General features: G+C 64.2%; 11 protein-coding genes. 1 reads left to right on the top strand and 10 read right to left on the bottom strand.

Features of this window, described 5'->3' with window-relative positions; all coding sequences use genetic code 11:
• Positions 1 to 128 precede the first annotated feature (128 nt).
• From I9018_RS17680 to I9018_RS17650, 7 genes are all read right to left on the bottom strand, one after another.
• Positions 129 to 1,763, bottom strand: a complete 1,635-nt coding sequence (locus tag I9018_RS17680; protein WP_068588269.1) for a BatD family protein — start codon at positions 1,761 to 1,763, stop codon at positions 129 to 131.
• Entirely contained in the window at positions 1,760 to 3,496 is a 1,737-nt protein-coding gene (locus tag I9018_RS17675; protein WP_068588272.1) for a VWA domain-containing protein, read from the bottom strand. The genes I9018_RS17680 and I9018_RS17675 overlap by 4 nt, the downstream gene beginning before the upstream one ends.
• Positions 3,493 to 4,569: a VWA domain-containing protein gene (locus I9018_RS17670; RefSeq protein ID WP_068588274.1), complete on the bottom strand. Its 1,077-nt coding sequence runs from the start codon at positions 4,567 to 4,569 to the stop codon at positions 3,493 to 3,495. The genes I9018_RS17675 and I9018_RS17670 overlap by 4 nt, the downstream gene beginning before the upstream one ends.
• Entirely contained in the window at positions 4,562 to 5,056 is a 495-nt protein-coding gene (locus I9018_RS17665) for a DUF4381 domain-containing protein (RefSeq protein WP_068588277.1), read from the bottom strand. Before I9018_RS17665 ends, I9018_RS17670 begins: the two co-directional genes overlap by 8 nt.
• Positions 5,053 to 5,994 (bottom strand): DUF58 domain-containing protein, encoded by a 942-nt coding sequence (locus I9018_RS17660; RefSeq protein WP_068588279.1) that lies wholly within the window; start codon positions 5,992 to 5,994, stop codon positions 5,053 to 5,055. Before I9018_RS17660 ends, I9018_RS17665 begins: the two co-directional genes overlap by 4 nt.
• A gap of 5 nt (positions 5,995 to 5,999) precedes the next feature.
• Positions 6,000 to 6,959, bottom strand: a complete 960-nt coding sequence (locus tag I9018_RS17655) for a MoxR family ATPase (RefSeq protein ID WP_068588282.1) — start codon at positions 6,957 to 6,959, stop codon at positions 6,000 to 6,002.
• A gap of 246 nt (positions 6,960 to 7,205) precedes the next feature.
• The gene (locus I9018_RS17650; protein ID WP_068588284.1) at positions 7,206 to 7,562 is read right to left on the bottom strand and encodes a hypothetical protein; all 357 of its coding nucleotides are present in this window, start codon (positions 7,560 to 7,562) and stop codon (positions 7,206 to 7,208) included.
• A gap of 519 nt (positions 7,563 to 8,081) precedes the next feature.
• Between I9018_RS17650 and I9018_RS17645 the strand changes: the two genes are divergently transcribed.
• The gene (locus tag I9018_RS17645) at positions 8,082 to 12,941 is read left to right on the top strand and encodes an NAD-glutamate dehydrogenase (protein ID WP_241107025.1); all 4,860 of its coding nucleotides are present in this window, start codon (positions 8,082 to 8,084) and stop codon (positions 12,939 to 12,941) included.
• Positions 12,942 to 13,016: 75 nt separating this feature from the next.
• Here I9018_RS17645 and I9018_RS17640 read toward each other — a convergent pair whose 3' ends face one another.
• The 3 genes from I9018_RS17640 to I9018_RS17630 all read right to left on the bottom strand — a co-directional run bounded on the left by I9018_RS17640 (position 13,017) and on the right by I9018_RS17630 (position 17,187).
• Positions 13,017 to 14,912 (bottom strand): FAD/NAD(P)-binding protein, encoded by a 1,896-nt coding sequence (locus I9018_RS17640; RefSeq protein WP_241107024.1) that lies wholly within the window; start codon positions 14,910 to 14,912, stop codon positions 13,017 to 13,019.
• Between the two features lie 13 nt (positions 14,913 to 14,925).
• The gene (locus I9018_RS17635) at positions 14,926 to 16,368 is read right to left on the bottom strand and encodes an MFS transporter (RefSeq protein ID WP_241107023.1); all 1,443 of its coding nucleotides are present in this window, start codon (positions 16,366 to 16,368) and stop codon (positions 14,926 to 14,928) included.
• Positions 16,369 to 16,437: 69 nt separating this feature from the next.
• The gene (locus I9018_RS17630) at positions 16,438 to 17,187 is read right to left on the bottom strand and encodes an AMP-binding protein (protein WP_241107022.1); all 750 of its coding nucleotides are present in this window, start codon (positions 17,185 to 17,187) and stop codon (positions 16,438 to 16,440) included.
• Positions 17,188 to 17,327: the final 140 nt, after the last annotated feature.

The raw sequence follows: 17,327 nt of genomic DNA, 5'->3' as shown, positions 1-17,327 counted from the left end.
GCTTGTCGCCGGGTGCAGGGCTTTTTGCGTTCTGGTGCACGGCCGCCATCGCTGAATGCAGGAGGGGCGCTGCCGGCGAAGAGGCCCGCGAGATCACCTTCGCGGGCAGGCCGGCTCCTGGGGGCGGGTTACTTGGGGTAGAGCGGTGGCAGGCTCGTGGTGTCGGCTTGCGGGGCCTGGGTCCGCTCGGCTACGGGGAGGGTGCCGACCGCTCGCCACAGCTCCTCGCCTTGCCAGTACTGGCCGCTTTCGCTGTAGAGGGCGCCGTTGAGTCCGTCCAGGGCGTCGGAGAGCAGGACAAAACGCGCAGCCATTTCGGCCAGGGTCTCGGGTTGCTGGCGGGCCCAGGCATCCAGGGCCTGGCGCGTGGCTTGGGGATCGTTGGCCTGGCAGGCACGCTTGAGGTCGTCCAGCAGCGAGCGCGGGCTAGGGCCGCTCTGGGCCACCCGTGCTACCGCCGGTTGCGAGCGGGCGCGCCACCACAGGCCGAAGCCCAGCAGGGTGGTACAGGCCAGCAGCAGTGTACTGAGTTGCCAGAGCCACAGGCCTTCGGCGGTGTTGCTGGCCTGTGGGGTGCTGGCCGGAGTGTCCACCATCAGGTTCGGGTTGCTTGCCACCTGCAGGGTTCGTGCCGGCAGGCTGGCATGTTCCAGGCGGTCTTGCTGGGTGTTCCACCAGGTGACTTCCATGGCCGGCAGCTCGATGTTGCCGGTCCGGCTCGGCACCAGGGCCTGGCGCTCTTCGCGGATGCCCAGCACACCTTGCTCGACCGGCTGGTTGCTCAGTTGCGGCTGATCCGGGTAGCTGCGCAGGCCACTGACCTCGGTGGTCGGTAGCGGCGGCAACTGGGCGCTGGACAAGCCCTCGGCGCGCAGGGTCAGGCTGCGGGTCAGGGAGTCGCCGACCTGGGGCTGCTCAGGCTCGGGGCTCCAGCTCTCGCTCAGGCTCAGGCTGCGGGCCGGCAGCCAGGGCTCGTCGGCAGGGTAGGTGGCCGGCTTGGCCATGACCGCAAGCTCCATTGGCGCCGAGCTGACATGGATCAGCTTGCCGGACCTGGAGGCTTGGGGCGAGTTGTCCTGGGGGTTGCCGGGAGTCGCCAGGGTGGCGCTGAACGTCAGCGATGGGATCTTGAGCACGCCGCTGCGCTGGGGGTAGATGGCATAGCGCATCTCGATCACCCCGTGGCGCACGCCATTGATGAGCTTCTCGTAGGTGCGCGGTTCTCCCAGCTGTTCGACCCGGGCATCGCTCAGTTGCAAGGGGCTCAGGTTACTGTCATCGAACAACGGCACCGAATGGTAGATGTGCAGGGTCAGCAGGGCCTGGGCCTGGACATAGACCTTGGGCTGGTCCAGCTCGGCATCGATGAACACCGGCTCCAGGTGCGTTTGCTGCTCCTGCGCAGGGGTGGCGTTGACCTGCAGGGTCAGGGCCTGGCTGCGCATCTCGCCCAGTTGCAGTGGCTCGATGGCCAGCGTGCCGGTGTGCAGCGGCAGCAGGGTGATGATCCAGCGGGTACTGGCGTGGCTGTCCCCGAGGCTGTTGAGCTGGTTGACCTGGCGCGTACCGCGTACTTCGAACTGCGCCTGCAGAGGGGTCAGGTCCGGCTTGCCGAACTGGGTGACATCACTGGACTCCAGGGTCAGCTCGACGGTTTCCCCGGCGTTCACCTGGCTGCGGTCCAGGCTGGCGAGCAGCCCGGCGGCCTGGGACTGTGAGCACCAGAGCACAAGGGCAAGCAGAAGGGCGGTGCAGCGGCTCATCGAGTTTTTCCCTGATCCTGATGGGTTTGCTGTTCGTACCAGAACTTGCGCCTGAGCAGTTCACCCGGATCGTCCGGGATCTTGCGCAGCCACTGCTCCAGTGCCTGTTGGTGTTCAGCATCCAGGCTGTCTACCGCCGGGCGCAGCGGGGTGGTTGTGTGTTCGTCGTCCAGTTCGCTGCCGGGGACCTCGCTGTGCCCTGGGGCCTGCGGGTCCGGTTGCGTGGTTTCACCTGTACCTGGCGTCGCCGGAGGAGGCTCGACTGGAGTCTCGCTGCCGGGCACCGGGGTGGTGGCCGCGCCATTGGCCTCGGAGCGGGCACTGTCCTCGGCCTCGGGGTCGGCCGTCTGTGGCGCTGGCGGCTCGGCAGCCTGTTGCTGCAGCAGGCTTTGCACCAGGGCCAGGTTCTGTTGTGCCGGTTGCAGGTCGGGCTCCAGGTCCAGCGCCTGTTCGTAGGCGTCGACAGCCGCCTCCAGCTCGCCGCTGCGGGCCAGGGCATTGGCGCGATTGTAATGGGCGCGGGCATCGTTGCCTTCGGCAAAGCGCTCGGCGGCGGCAGTGTAGTTGCCGGCTTCGTACAACGCCATGCCTTGCCACTGCCGGTCCTGGAAGTGCCGCGCGGCTTCGGCTGGGCGCTGTTGCTGCAACAGGCGCTGGCCCTGTTGGTCGGGGCGCAGCCAGAGATCGTTGAAGTCGAAGGCGTAGCTGGGTTGTGGTGCGCCGAGCAACAGCAGCGGCAGGCAGAACAGCCAGCCTCGGCGACCGGCGCAGGCGGCCAGGAGCAGCAACGGTAGCAGCAGCCAATAACCCTGATCGGCCCAGGTATCCAGGCGCAGGGTCTGGCCGTCGTTGCGCACGCCTTGGGGGTTGCCTAGCAGGCCCAGGCCTCGCAGGTCGCTGTCATCCAGGCGTGCCTGGCGATAACGGCCGTCGACCTCACCGATGAATTGCTTGAGGCTCGGGCTGTCCAGGCGCGATACCAGGATCGCCCCCAGGTCATCCTTGAGGTAACTGCCATCATCCAGAGGCACCGGGGCCCCGTCGCGACTGCCGATACCCAGCATCAGCAACTGTGGGCCATCGCCGTCCAGGGCCTGGCGGATGCCCTGGCGCTCCTGTTCGCTGAGGGAGGAGGCCATCAGCAGTACCCGGCCCTGGCCCAGGGCACCCTGGTCCAGCAGCTTGAGCGCCTTGAGCAAGGCCAGGTCGGCGCGCTGGCCGGCCTCGGGCATGATCGACGGCTTGAGGGCGTCCAGCAGGTTGCGACTGGTCGCCAGGTCGTCGGACAGCGGCACCAGGGTGTGGGCGCTGCCGGCATAGACCACGATGGCGGTCTGGGCATCGCTGCGCAGGGCCAAGAGGTCCAGCAGTTTGTGCCGGGCCTGGTCCAGGCGATTGGGCGGCACATCGCCGGCCAGCATCTGCGGGGTCAGTTCCAGCAGCACCACCAGCGGATCGGCGGGCTTCTGGCTGGTCTGTTCCACGCGCTGCCAGCTGGGGCCCATCAGGGCCAGCACCGCCAGCAACCAGGCTAGGCCCAGGGCGATCCATGGCAGCTTGCTTTCGCGACCACTGCCGCCGCTGAGCAGGGCGGCATGAAAGGCCGGTGGCAGGATCAGTTGCCAGCGTCCGGCACGTTTCTGCCGGTGCCAGAGCTTCCATAGCAGCAATGCCAGCAGCGGTAGCACCAGCAGCCACCAGGGTCGGAACCAGTGAGGCCAGAGGCTGATCATCGACGCCTCCGCAGGCGCAGGCGCTTGAGGCGTTGTCGCCAGTCGGGCAAGGGTTGCAGAAAGTGCTCCTGGGTGAGGAATCGTTGCAGGGGGTTGTGCGGCCAGCGCTCGCGCACCACCAGCAGTACGCTGAGCAGCAGCGCCGCCGCCAGTGGCCAGCTATACAGGGCCTGGGCCGGACGGGCCTGGGTCGGTTGCTGGGCCACCGGCTCCAACTGGTCGAGGGTGTCCTTGATCGTCGCCAGCTCCTGGCCGTCGCGGGCACGGAAGTAGCGCCCGCCGGTGACCTCGGCCAGCTCCTTGAGCGCCGGTTCGTCCAGGTCCAGGCTGGGGTTGATCCCCAGTACGCCCAGGGTGGCGCTCTGTTCGGGATCGGCACCGATGCCGATCGGATAGATCTTCACGCCTTCCTCGGCGGCCAAACGCGCGGCGGTGATGGGGGCGATCTCGCCGCCATTGTTGGCGCCATCGGTCACCAGGATCAGCACCCGGCTCTGGGCCGGGCGCAGGCGCAGGCGTTTCAGGGCCAGGCCAATGGCGTCGCCGATGGCGGTGTTCTTGCCGGCGATGCCGATCTTCGCCTCATCCAGCCAGACCCGCACCGTATGCCGGTCGAAGGTCAGGGGCGCTTGCAGGTAGGCCTTGCTGCCGAACAGGATCAAGCCCACCCGGTCGCCTTCGCGATGTTCGAGAAAGTCTCCCAAGAGGTGCTTGACCAGGCTCAGGCGGCTGACGTCCTCGTCTTGCCACTGCATGTCGGGGAAGTCCATGGAGCCGGAAACATCCACCGCCACCAGCAGGTCGCGGCCGCTGGCGGCCACCGGTAGTGGTTCCCCCAGCCATTGTGGGCGTGCCGCCGCCAGTAGGAGCAGGACCCACAGCAGGATGAAGCGGGCCTGCTGGCGCCAGGTGGGCAGGTGCGCCCGGGCGCGCCTGCGCGACAGGCTTTCCAGGTCGCTGAGGAAGCTGACCTTGAGCGCCGGTTCGCCGCTATCGGCCACTGGCAATACCAGGCGCAACAACCAGGGCAGGGGCAGCAGGGCGAAGACCCATGGCCAGGCGAACTCAAACATGCTTGCGAATCCAGGTATCCACCGCCTGGGTCAGGCCGGCGATGGCTTTGTCGTCGAGCTTGCACTCGGGCTTGTAGGCGCCTTCGACCAAGACCATCCAGCGGGTCAGCCCGGCGGCCGGGCAGCGGTTGTCGAGGAACGCCAGCCACTTGCGACCGTTGAGGGTATGGCTCTGGCTATTGGGGTAGTGGTTGCGGCACAGGCGCTTGAGCAGCGCGTTGAGCGCCTGCAGCCAGGCGCCGGCCGGGGCGCCGTCATAGGGCTTGGGCAGCAGCGCCAGTTCCGCCAGGGCGGCCAGGCGCACCGGGTCCAGGGGTTGCTCGGCCCGGGTCGGTGCTTTCTTGCGTGGCCACAGGTGCCGCCAATGCCAGGCCGCGAAAGCCAATGCCGGTAGCAATACGGCCAGCAACCACCAGCCTGGCGCTGGTGGCCACAGGCCGACTGGCGGCGGTGGCAGCAGGGGTTGCAGTTGCTCCAGGCTGCTCATCGGCCGGCTCCCGGACGCTGCGGGTTGAGGTACTCGCGCAGTTGCTCGACCATCTCGCTCTGGGTACTCAAGGGCATCAGCAATACCCGCAGTTTTTGCGCCAGGCGCTCCCAACGGGCGATGCGTGCTTCGCTCTGGGCACGGTAGGCCTGGCGCAGCTCATAGCTCAGGGTATCGAGTTCCAGCTGTGCGCCGCGCTCGGCGAAGCGCATCAGGCCGGCGGCGGGCAGGGCGTGGTCCAGGGGATCGGAGAGCGGCATCAGTAGCAGGTCGCAATGACGCGACAGCAGGCTCAGTTGTTGCTCGGCGGCATCGCTCAGGGCGCGCTCGTCGCAGATCACGATCACCAAGCTGCCAGGGCGCAGCACTTCGCGGCCGCGCAGCAGGGCGGTGCCGAGGGCGTCGCGCTGGGGCTGGGCTTCGGCGTGCAGCGACTGGTTGACCCGCACCAGGCGGTTGAGCAATTGCAGCAGGCTCTGCTTGCTGCGCCGGGGCTTGATCTCGTAGTGCTCGTCGTCGCCAAAGACCAGGCCACCGACCCGGTCGTTGTGGCCCAGGGCGGCCCAGCCGATCAGGCTCGCGGCCTGGGCGGCGAGCACCGACTTGAACATCAGCCCGGAGCCGAAGAACAGCTGGCGGCTCTGCTCGACCATGATGAAGATTGGCCGCTCGCGCTCTTCGTGGAACAACTTGGTATGGGGTTCCTGGGTCCGCGCGGTGACGCGCCAATCGATGGTGCGCACGTCGTCACCGGCCTGGTAGACCCGTACCTGGTCGAAGTCCACCCCACGCCCGCGCAGCTTGGAATGGTGCAGCCCCACCAGCGGGCTGCGCTGGCTGGGCGTGGAGAACAGCTGCACCTCGCGCACGCGGTGGCGCATCTCGATCAGTTCACCGAGGGTGATGCGGATGCCGGGTTCGGCGCTGGCGTGGGTCATGGAGGTCAGGCGACGGCAACGACGTCGAGGATGCGCTGTACCACACGGTCCTGGTCGATGCCTGCCGCTTCTGCTTCGAAGGACAGGATGATGCGATGGCGCAACACGTCGAACAGCACCGCCTGGATGTCCTCGGGGCTGACGAAGTCGCGTCCGGCCAGCCAGGCATGGGCGCGCGCGCAGCGATCCAGGGCGATGGAGCCGCGGGGGCTGGCGCCGTAGGCGATCCACTCGGCCAGTTCCGGGTCGAACTTGCCCGGGGTGCGGGTGGCCATGACCAGTTGCACCAGGTATTCCTCCACCGCATCGGCCATGTACAGGCCGAGGATTTCCTTGCGGGCGGCGAAGATCGCCTGCTGGCTGACCCGTCGCTCCGGCATGGTCTCGCCGTTCAGCGCTTCGCCCCGGGCCTGCTGGAGGATGCGCCGCTCCACGGCGGCATCCGGGAAACCGATCTTGACGTGCATCAGGAAACGGTCGAGCTGGGCTTCGGGCAGCGGGTAGGTGCCTTCCTGCTCGATGGGGTTCTGGGTCGCCATCACCAGGAACAGCGGCGACAGTTCATAGGTGCTGCGACCGACGCTGACCTGGCGCTCGGCCATGGCCTCCAGCAGCGCCGACTGGACCTTGGCCGGGGCCCGGTTGATTTCGTCCGCCAGCACCAGGTTGTGGAAGATCGGGCCTTGCTGGAACACGAAGCTGCCGGTTTCCGGGCGATAGATCTCGGTGCCGGTGATGTCGGCGGGCAACAGGTCGGGGGTGAACTGGATTCGATGGAACTGTGCTTCGACGCCGTCGGCCAACTCCTTGATGGCCTTGGTCTTGGCCAGGCCCGGAGCGCCCTCGACCAGCATGTGGCCGTCGGCGAGCAGGGCGATGAGCAAGCGCTCGATGAGTTTTTCCTGGCCGAGAATCTGCGTTGAAAGAAAGGTTCGCAGCGCTAAGAGCGCTTCACGATGTTCCATCGATGAGTGTTCCTGGAGAGGGTGCGCCCGGACGTTGTGATAACGCCTGGGCCGGGGGCGATACTTTAATCCATAGCAGGCCCCGCCGACTAACGGGGAAAGAGTGATTTCGAAAAAATCCCGACTTTTTCGCAAGGCGCCTGGCACGACCGGAGCCTGGTGCCCGCTATGGGGGCATGTGCAGCTTGCGGTAGTGGCTACACGATGCCCTCGGCACCCTAGGAACTGGCGCCTGCTGCCACAGGCTCAGGACAGTTGGCTGATGTAGGTGCCGGTGCCCTTGAGGATGTTCTTGAGGGTCAGCTCCACTTCGGCCAGGTCGGCGGCGCTGGTGGCGTGGTGGATTTGCAGGTGGTCCGAGCCGTTGAGGGCATCGGCGTCGGTCGCGGCGATCTCGATCAGCAGGGTGGTGGGGCTGAGGGTCACCTTGACCCCGTCCAGGGTCGAGGGCTCGCCGTCGAGGGTGATTTCCAGCTCATCCTCGTCCGGATAGCGGCTCATCAGGAACATCTCGCCCTGGGTGCTGTGGCAGCAGAGCATGGCCATGTTGTCTTCTTCGTCATCGCAGGGGTTGGCGATCAGGTGGGCGGTGGTCATCTGCATGGAGGTATTCCTGGGGCAGGGCAAAAGAGGCAATTCTGCCAGCGCCGGGGAATTTCTGCTGATCTGTCTGCCAGTGGACAGGTTGTGAACGCAATCGGTGCCTCGGTCATTTTTGGTACGCAAGTCCCGTGAAAGCGGGGAAAACCCGAGGTTTTTTTCCAGTGGCTGCTAGTGTTGTTCTGGGCGTGAGCAGCCGGTTGCGTGCCGTTGACCGAATATGTCGCAGCATCGCAAGCAGCTGTCGCATCGCACTCGTTAAGCTGCGCAGCGGACAATTTGTTCTCAAGTGCAATGGGTTGCGTCTGTTTTGTGATGATCACCGGCCAAGGCATGGCCCCGTTCGCCTTGGCAGATGCCCATCCCGGGAAGAAGTGAATGTGACCTGCACGCCTCGTCCAGCTTCATTCACCTGGCACCCTGCAACCTCTGCCCGAGATTCAGGAGCAGGATGCCCCGGCGCCCCTCAAGGGGCCACACGCGACGCTACCATCAATAACAAGCTCAAGCGGAGTACCACAGATGGCGTTCTTCACCGCAGCCAGCAAGGCCGACTTCCAGCACCAACTGCAAGCGGCACTGGCGCAGCACATCAGTGAACAGGCACTGCCACAAGTGGCGCTGTTCGCTGAACAATTCTTCGGCATCATTTCCCTGGACGAACTCACCCAGCGTCGCATGTCCGACCTGGCGGGCTGCACCCTCTCTGCCTGGCGCCTGCTTGAGCGCTTCGATCACGCGCAACCGCAAGTGCGCGTCTACAACCCCGATTACGAACGTCATGGCTGGCAGTCGACCCACACCGCGGTGGAAGTCCTGCACCATGACCTGCCTTTCCTGGTGGACTCGGTCCGCACCGAGCTCAACCGTCGCGGCTACAGCATCCACACCCTGCAGACCGCCGTGCTCAGCGTGCGCCGCGGCAGCAAGGGCGAGCTCCTGGAGATCCTGCCCAAGGGCACCCAGGGCGAAGGCGTGCAGAAAGAGTCGCTGATGTACCTGGAGATCGACCGCTGCGCCAACGCCGCCGAACTGAGCGTGCTGGGCAAGGAGCTGGAGCAGGTGCTGGGCGAGGTGCGTGTCGCCGTGGCCGACTTCGAGCCGATGAAGGCCAAGGTCCAGGAACTGATCCAGAGCATCGACAACAGCCAGTTCGCCATCGCCGCCGACGAGAAGTCCGAGATCAAGAGCTTCCTGGAGTGGCTGGTGGACAACCACTTCACCTTCCTGGGCTACGAGGAGTTCGTGGTCGGCACCGACCAGGAAGGCGGGCATATCGAATATGACCCGAACTCCTTCCTGGGCCTGGCCAAGCTGCTGCGCGCCGGCCTCACCGGCGACGACCTGCACATCGAAGACTACGCCGTGAACTACCTGCGCGAGCCGACGCCGCTGTCGTTCGCCAAGGCTTCGCTGCCCAGCCGCGTGCATCGCCCGGCCTACCCGGACTTCGTGTCGATCCGCCAGATCGATGCCGACGGCAAGGTGATCAAGGAATGCCGCTTCATGGGCCTCTACACCTCCTCGGTGTATGGCGAGAGCGTGCGGGTGATCCCGTACATCCGCCGCAAGGTCGAGGTCATCGAGCAGCGTTCCGGCTTCCAGCCCAAGGCCCACCTGGGCAAGGAACTGGCCCAGGTCCTGGAAGTGCTGCCCCGTGACGATCTGTTCCAGACGCCGGTGGACGAGCTGTTCAGCACCGTGATGTCCATCGTGCAGATCCAGGAACGCAACAAGATCCGGGTATTCCTGCGCAAGGACCCGTACGGCCGTTTCTGCTACTGCCTGGCCTACGTGCCGCGCGACATCTACTCCACCGAAGTGCGGCAGAAGATCCAGCAGGTCCTGATGGAGCGCCTGCAGGCCACCGACTGCGAGTTCTGGACCTTCTTCTCCGAGTCGGTCCTTGCCCGCGTGCAACTGATCCTGCGGGTCGACCCGAAACAGCGTATCGACATCGATCCGCTGCTGCTGGAGCGCGAAGTGGTGCAGGCCTGCCGCAGCTGGCAGGACGACTACGCCAGCCTGGTGGTCGAGAGCTTCGGCGAAGCCCACGGCACCAATGTCCTGGCTGACTTCCCGAAAGGTTTCCCGGCCGGCTACCGCGAGCGTTTCGCCGCCCACTCGGCGGTGGTGGACATGCAGCACCTGCTGAGCCTGAGCGAAAGCAACCCGCTGGTGATGAGCTTCTACCAGCCACTGGGCCAGGTGACCGGCCAGCGCGAGCTGCACTGCAAGCTGTACCACGCCGATACCCCGCTGGCGCTGTCCGACGTGCTGCCGATCCTGGAAAACCTCGGCCTGCGGGTCCTGGGTGAGTTCCCGTATCGCCTGCGCCACAACAATGGCCGCGAGTTCTGGATCCACGATTTCGCCTTCACCGCCGCCGAAGGCCTGGACCTGGATATCCAGCAGCTCAACGACACGCTGCAGGACGCCTTCGTCCACATCGTCAGCGGCGACGCCGAGAACGATGCCTTCAACCGCCTGGTGCTGACCGCCGGTCTGCCATGGCGCGACGTGGCGCTGCTGCGTGCCTACGCCCGCTACCTGAAGCAGATCCGCTTGGGCTTCGACCTGGGCTATATCGCCAGCACCCTGAACAACCACACCGACATCGCCCGCGAGCTGACCCGGTTGTTCAAGACCCGCTTCTACCTGGCCCGCAAGCTGACCCAGGAAGACCTGGACGACAAGCAGCAGCGCCTGGAGCAAGCGATCCTCACCGCCCTGGACGACGTCCAGGTGCTCAACGAGGACCGCATCCTGCGGCGCTACCTGGACCTGATCAAGGCCACCCTGCGCACCAACTTCTACCAGCCCGATGCCAACGGCCAGAACAAGTCGTACTTCAGCTTCAAGTTCAATCCGAAGCTGATCCCCGAGCTGCCCAAGCCGGTGCCGAAGTTCGAGATCTTCGTCTACTCGCCACGGGTCGAGGGCGTGCACCTGCGCTTCGGCAACGTCGCCCGCGGCGGCCTGCGCTGGTCGGATCGCGAGGAAGACTTCCGTACCGAAGTCCTGGGCCTGGTAAAAGCCCAGCAAGTGAAGAACTCGGTGATCGTGCCGGTGGGCGCCAAGGGTGGCTTCCTGCCGCGTCGCCTGCCACTGGGCGGCAGCCGTGACGAGATCGCCGCTGAAGGCGTAGCGTGCTACCGCATCTTCATCTCCGGCCTGCTGGACATCACCGACAACCTTAAGGACGGTGGCGTGGTGCCGCCGGCCAACGTGGTTCGCCACGACGACGATGATCCGTACCTGGTGGTGGCGGCCGACAAGGGCACCGCGACCTTCTCCGACATCGCCAACAGCATCGCCATCGACTACGGCTTCTGGCTCGGCGACGCCTTCGCCTCCGGTGGTTCGGCCGGCTACGACCACAAGAAGATGGGCATCACCGCCCGTGGCGCCTGGGTCGGCGTGCAGCGTCACTTCCGCGAGCGCGGCATCAACGTCCAGGAAGACCCGATCAGCGTGGTGGGCGTGGGCGACATGGCCGGCGACGTGTTCGGCAACGGCCTGCTGATGTCCGACAAGCTGCAACTGGTGGCGGCGTTCAACCACCTGCATATCTTCGTCGACCCGAATCCGGATCCGGCCACCAGCTTCGTCGAGCGCAAGCGCCTGTTCGACCTGCCGCGCTCGGCCTGGAGCGACTACGACGCCAGCATCATGTCCGAGGGTGGCGGCATCTTCTCCCGTAGCGCGAAGAGCATCGCCATTTCGCCGCAGATGAAGGAACGCTTCGACATCCAGGTCGACAAGCTGACCCCGACCGAGCTGCTCAACGCCTTGCTCAAGGCGCCGGTGGACCTGTTGTGGAACGGCGGCATCGGTACCTATGTCAAGGCCAGCAGCGAAAGCCACGCCGATGTCGGCGACAAGGCCAACGACGCCCTGCGGGTCAACGGCAACGAACTGCGCTGCAAGGTGGTGGGTGAGGGCGGCAACCTGGGCATGACCCAACTGGGTCGCGTCGAGTTCGGCCTCAACGGCGGCGGCTCCAATACCGACTTCATCGACAACGCCGGTGGCGTGGACTGCTCCGACCACGAAGTGAACATCAAGATCCTGCTCAACGAAGTGGTGCAGGCCGGCGACATGACCGACAAGCAGCGCAACCAGCTGCTGGCGAGCATGACCGACGAAGTGGCGGGCCTGGTCCTGGGCAACAACTACAAGCAGACCCAGGCCCTGTCCCTGGCTGCGCGTCGTGCCTACGAGCGGATCGCCGAGTACAAGCGCCTGATGGGCGACCTGGAAGGCCGTGGCAAGCTGGACCGGGCCATCGAGTTCCTGCCCAGCGAAGAGCAGCTCAACGAGCGCGTCGCCGCCGGCAAGGGCCTGACCCGTCCGGAGCTGTCGGTGCTGATCTCCTACAGCAAGATCGACCTCAAGGAGCAGCTGCTGGGCTCCCTGGTGCCGGATGACGACTACCTGACCCGTGACATGGAAACCGCGTTCCCGCCGACCCTGGTCAGCAAGTTCGCCGAAGCCATGCGCCGTCACCGCCTGAAGCGCGAGATCGTCAGCACCCAGATCGCCAACGACCTGGTCAACCACATGGGCATCACCTTCGTGCAGCGCTTGAAGGAGTCCACCGGCATGAGCCCGGCCAACGTGGCCGGCGCCTATGTGATCGTGCGCGATATCTTCCACCTGCCGCACTGGTTCCGCCAGATCGAGGCCCTGGATCACCAGGTCTCGGCACAGGTGCAGCTGGAGCTGATGGACGAACTGATGCGCCTGGGTCGCCGGGCTACCCGCTGGTTCCTGCGCAGCCGTCGCAACGAGCAGGATGCCGCCCGTGACGTGGCGCACTTCGGTCCGCACCTGGCAGCCCTGGGCCTGAAGCTCGACGAGCTGCTGGAAGGTCCGACCCGCGAAGGCTGGCAGTCGCGCTACACCGCCTACGTCGAGGCTGGTGTACCGGAGTTGCTGGCACGCATGGTGGCCGGTACGACCCACCTGTACACCCTGCTGCCGATCATCGAGGCTGCCGACGTCACCGGGCACGACGCCGCCGATGTGGCCAAGGCCTACTTCGCCGTAGGTAGCGCCCTGGACCTGCCGTGGTACCTGCAGCAGATCAGCGATCTGCCGGTGGCCAACAACTGGCAGGCCCAGGCACGCGAAGCCTTCCGCGACGACGTGGACTGGCAGCAGCGGGCGATCACCATCTCGGTCCTGCAAATGGCCGATGCGCCGCAAGACATGGAAGCCCGCGTGGCCCTGTGGCTTGAGCAGAACCTGAGCATGGTCGAGCGCTGGCGCGCGATGATGGTGGAAATCCGTGCCGCCAGCGGCACCGACTACGCCATGTACGCAGTGGCCAACCGGGAACTGCTGGACCTGGCCATGAGCGGCCAGTCGGGCCTGTAACCGACCGCCCTCGCTGCAACGCAAAAGCCCCGTATCGCAAGATACGGGGCTTTTTTCATGGTGCGCAGTACAGGGTCATCGGGACGTCTCATGAAGGTCTTTGCACAGCTGTGCCACTACCCGTTCGCAGTCCTGGCCCAGGCCGGATTTTTCCTGCCCGGGGCGCACGATGCCCACCTGCATGAACCAGCGCGTATGTTCGGTTGGCAGGCCCAGCACATGCAGTCTGTTCCATACCTGTCCCTCCGGGCTCAAGGGGCGATAGGCGTCAGGCTCTACATTCACTCCGCCGGTATCGAACGCAGTGGCACCTGCGAGGTTTTTCCTGCTGCTCCATACACCTCGGTTGAGCAGTTGCCTGGTCAAGGGAGAGTAGTCGCGGTGGATGTTGATTTTGGGCAGGCGAGCGTCGATCAAGGCATCCAACTGGACTGAAGAGCCACTCACAGCGGGTGAATGCAGGTTGAATTTGCCTGCCACGGACTCCATTTCGAGTACGGTCCCTGGACCGACGATGCGTAGCAGGCCCGCGTCGATCAGGGCGAGCAATTGCTGCGAACGATAGAGGGGAGTACCAGCGGACAGGAAGGACAGTGGCTGGCTGTCGGTATCAATGAACTGCCGATGGGATTGTGCAGTGAGCCCGCAGAAGTCGACGGTGATTCGCTGGATGGCCCGGGTGTCGCGTAGGGTTTCCAGGGCGGCCTTCAGAGGGTTGTCTACATTGCCCTGCAAGGCGCGTTGCAAGTCCTGGCGCACATGCTGGAGCAACCGATCCTGAAAGTCCGCAGGGGAGTCGAACTGCTGATGCGCGAAGGGATTGGCCAGGCGTTGCAGGTCGAGCAAGGGATAGCGGCCCAGGCCGTCAGCGGCTCGTTGCTCACCGAGGGCCTGCAGGAGCCCTGCGCCATCGTGGATACGTGATCGGACATTCTCTGCGAAGGCATGGATACGTGTATCGGGTGCACCACATTGCCGTAGCAGCGTTTCGAAGTAGACGAGATTGATTTCTGCATTGATCCAGGGCTGTACATCTTGGCGAAAGTCTAGGGGCGCTCGTTCGCGCAACATGTGTGCTTGTTGCTCGGTGAACAGGCGTGGGACGTATCGCCAGCCTGGAGGGCGTTGCTGTAGCCCGCGAACGGGAATCGGCACTCCGGTTCTCGAACCGGCCACGACCAGCTCGGGTTCCCGTCCGCTACGCCGGTAGTGCAAGCGGTTTTCGCAATCTGGGGCGAAATGCCCTCCGCGAGCCTCTGTCAGTAGCATGAGGGCGTCGTAGAACGACAAGCCCAGGCCCAGGATCCCGACGTTATGCTGCGAGCCGATGCTATCCAGTTGCATGTCGACCGCAGGTACGGGAGCAACATAGGTCAGGCCATGAGTGTCGGCGAAGGCCTGGATCTGCTGCTGTCGAGTATCTGGAGCCAGGGTTGCGTGACCGGTGCATAGCACGACGGAGTGAGCGAGCAGTGGCGATTCTTGATCTTCGAGGATGAGGTGGTAACCGAGCTCTTGTGGTTCGATTCCCGAGATGGTTGCTTGGTGCCCTTTTAGCGAAAGGTGTTTGGGCAGGCCCTCGGACAGCGAATTGTAGACGAACTTCAAGTAGCGTCCGTATAGGCGGCGCGGCGGGTAAGTCACCGGACCGATCGTGATACCGCTGCTGTCGGCCGAAGGCTGCCGGGCGAGCCAGCTGGCAAAGGAGGGGCCTTGGCCGGCACAAGCTTTGTCGACATCCGCCTCGGTCGAATAAAGAGTCATCTCGTCGACTGAATTGTCCATCACCAGGCAATCGGGTTGATCGGTACGCCAGACCTTGCCACAACCCAGTTCGCAGGCATCGATGGCATGCAGCTCCACCGGCTGTTGCAGCATTTGTTGCTTCAGCTGGGCGATGAGGCGCTCCAGCAGGAGTACGCCGCGAGGTCCGGTTCCTACCACTGCGATGATCTGGGGGCGTGTCGTCATCACTTAAGGTTCCTCAATCGGTGGCGGCGTGCCGGGTCAGCTTGGCCAGCCACAGTCCAAGTGGTATGCAGAGCGTCAGCAGGGCTGCCAGGACGTACATCGCGTCGCGGAAGGCATGGGCATAGTCAATGGCCTGTGGCGCTTCCCCAAGCAAATGGAAGAACAGCCCTCCGAGTACCGCTGCGCCTGTGGCCGAGCCGATCTGCAACATCGAGATCAACAGGCCCGACACCAAGCCTGCGTGGTTGCGCGGTGAGTAGGCCAAAACGATCCGGGTCAGGGAAGACAGGACGATACCGTGGCCACATCCCGCTACCAGCAAGGTCAGGTAGTCGTAGACCCCCAGGGTGCGGTCAGGCGTGGCCATGAAGGCGAGCAGGAAGAAACCCAGTGCGAGGACGGCGAAGCCGAATGCGGCGACATTATTGCCGATTAGCTTCACCAGCCTGGGCGTCCACAAGGGGCCAATGATGAAGCCTGCGGCAAAGGGCAGCAGGCCAAGGCCGGAGTCCAGGGCGCTCAGCCCATGTCCGGACTGTAGGTACAGGGCAAATCCGAAGAAGAACAAGGCATCACTGTAGAACAGGAACGCCAGCCCTGTGCCAAGGCTGATGACCGGATTGCGCAGTAGGTCGAGGTTGACCAGTGGCGTTGCGCCCTGGCGTTGCAACTTCTTCTCGAGTCGCACGAAAACCACCAGGATTGGAAAACTGGCCGCCAGCATCAATACCAGCCACGTCGGCCAACCCGACTCCAGCCCACGGGAAAGAGGGTAGATGAAGCACAGCAGGAAGGCCGTCAGCAACAGCATGCCCAAGACATCGAAGCCGACCTGTCGCTCTGACCGATTTTCCGGTACCCAGGTCAGGGCGGCTGCCAGGGCGACTATGCCGATCGGCAGATTGACCAGGAAAATCGCTCTCCAGCCAAGGCCGAGCACATCCAGGTCGATGAGAATTCCCCCGCCAATCTGTCCTGTGATGGCGGCGATCCCGAATACGAAGCCATAGACGGCGCAAATGGGCGTTTGCAGATGTACCGGGTAGACCGAGCGGATAGTCGCGAGGACCTGGGGCGCCAGGATCGAGGCGAAGAACCCTTGCAGTATCCTCCCGCCAATCAGAACTGTTCCATTCGGGGCGCAGCCGCAAAGGAGCGAGGCAAGGAGGAACCCTACCATGCCGAGCATGAATATTCGTTTGCGCCCATATCGATCCCCCAGGCGCCCCCCGGTTATCAGCCCTGCCGCATAGGCACAGGCGTATGCCGAGATCACCAGCTGCAGCTGGGTATCGCTGGCGCCGATATCGTCGCGAATCGAGAACAGCGCCAGGTTGACGATGAAGTAGTCCAGAGGTGGCAGGAGTGCGCCCAGCAGAAGAGGAAATAGTGCCAGCAGCGACGGTTGGGAGGTGTTCAGGTTTTTTGTCTGCTGGACATCGGATGGCGCGTTCATGGGGAAATCTCGTGCGGTGCTGGCATGGCGCTCATACGCTGCGGCCTATGTCGGCTTTACGCTGCAGGCTCAGCCACCGCCGCTCGATATGCTGGCAGCATTGTTTTTTTGCGGCAGGTCCGAACTCAATGATCCAGCCCCCCGGATATTTTCCCAGACTGAAAAGTCGAACGCGTAGGAATGGAAAAGAACCCAGGTATCTTCGTTACCGAATCCCAATGCTGGCTGGGTGACGGTGAGCAAGCGCAAGACGTTGTGATGGGTAACCAGCACTCCCTTGGGCCTGCCAGTCGAGCCCGAAGTGTAGATTACATAGGCATTGTCACCTGGCTGGACATTGTTCCCGGTAGGTTGCGGCAGTTCGGGCTCGACTGCCGAATCCGGGAGGCAAGTTATATCTAGCAGTGCAATCGATGGTGGCAGTTTTCCCAATGCCTGTGCATCTTCGGCAGTACTGAGCACTGCTGAAGGTGCGGCATCCGCCAGCACCTGCGCCAGATGCTCACGTGGGTACTGGATATCCAGAGGCAAGTAGGCAGCGCCGGCCTTCAGCACTCCCAGCAGGCAACCGACCAACTCCAACGAGCGGGGTAGCGCCACTCCCACGATGTCTCCTGGGTTGACCCCAGCTCTTTTCAGGGCCACCGCGATGACATCCGAGGCTAGCTCCAACTCGGCATAGGTTTGTCGCTGTTGTTCAAAGACCAATGCCACTGCCTCGGGGGTGCGAGTGGCTCGCTGTTGAAAAGTCTCATGGATCACGTCGACGCGCGGTGTCCGAGGTTTTTTTTGTGCTTCAGGTAAGTTGTGAATGGCCATCACTGACCTCCCTTGTCCTGAATTTTTGTAATGGGATTTACAAGGAAAAGGCAGATGAAAGTTACCGGTGCCGACTCGTCCATGCAGCGCGGTGAAGTAACTCTAACTACCGCCGGCTATCTTTGGCATCCGTAGAAAAT

It is taken from the genome of Pseudomonas sp. MPFS (assembly GCF_022537035.1).
In the GTDB taxonomy this organism is placed as follows: domain Bacteria; phylum Pseudomonadota; class Gammaproteobacteria; order Pseudomonadales; family Pseudomonadaceae; genus Aquipseudomonas; species Aquipseudomonas sessilinigenes.
This window is presented reverse-complemented; position numbering and strand designations above follow the sequence as displayed.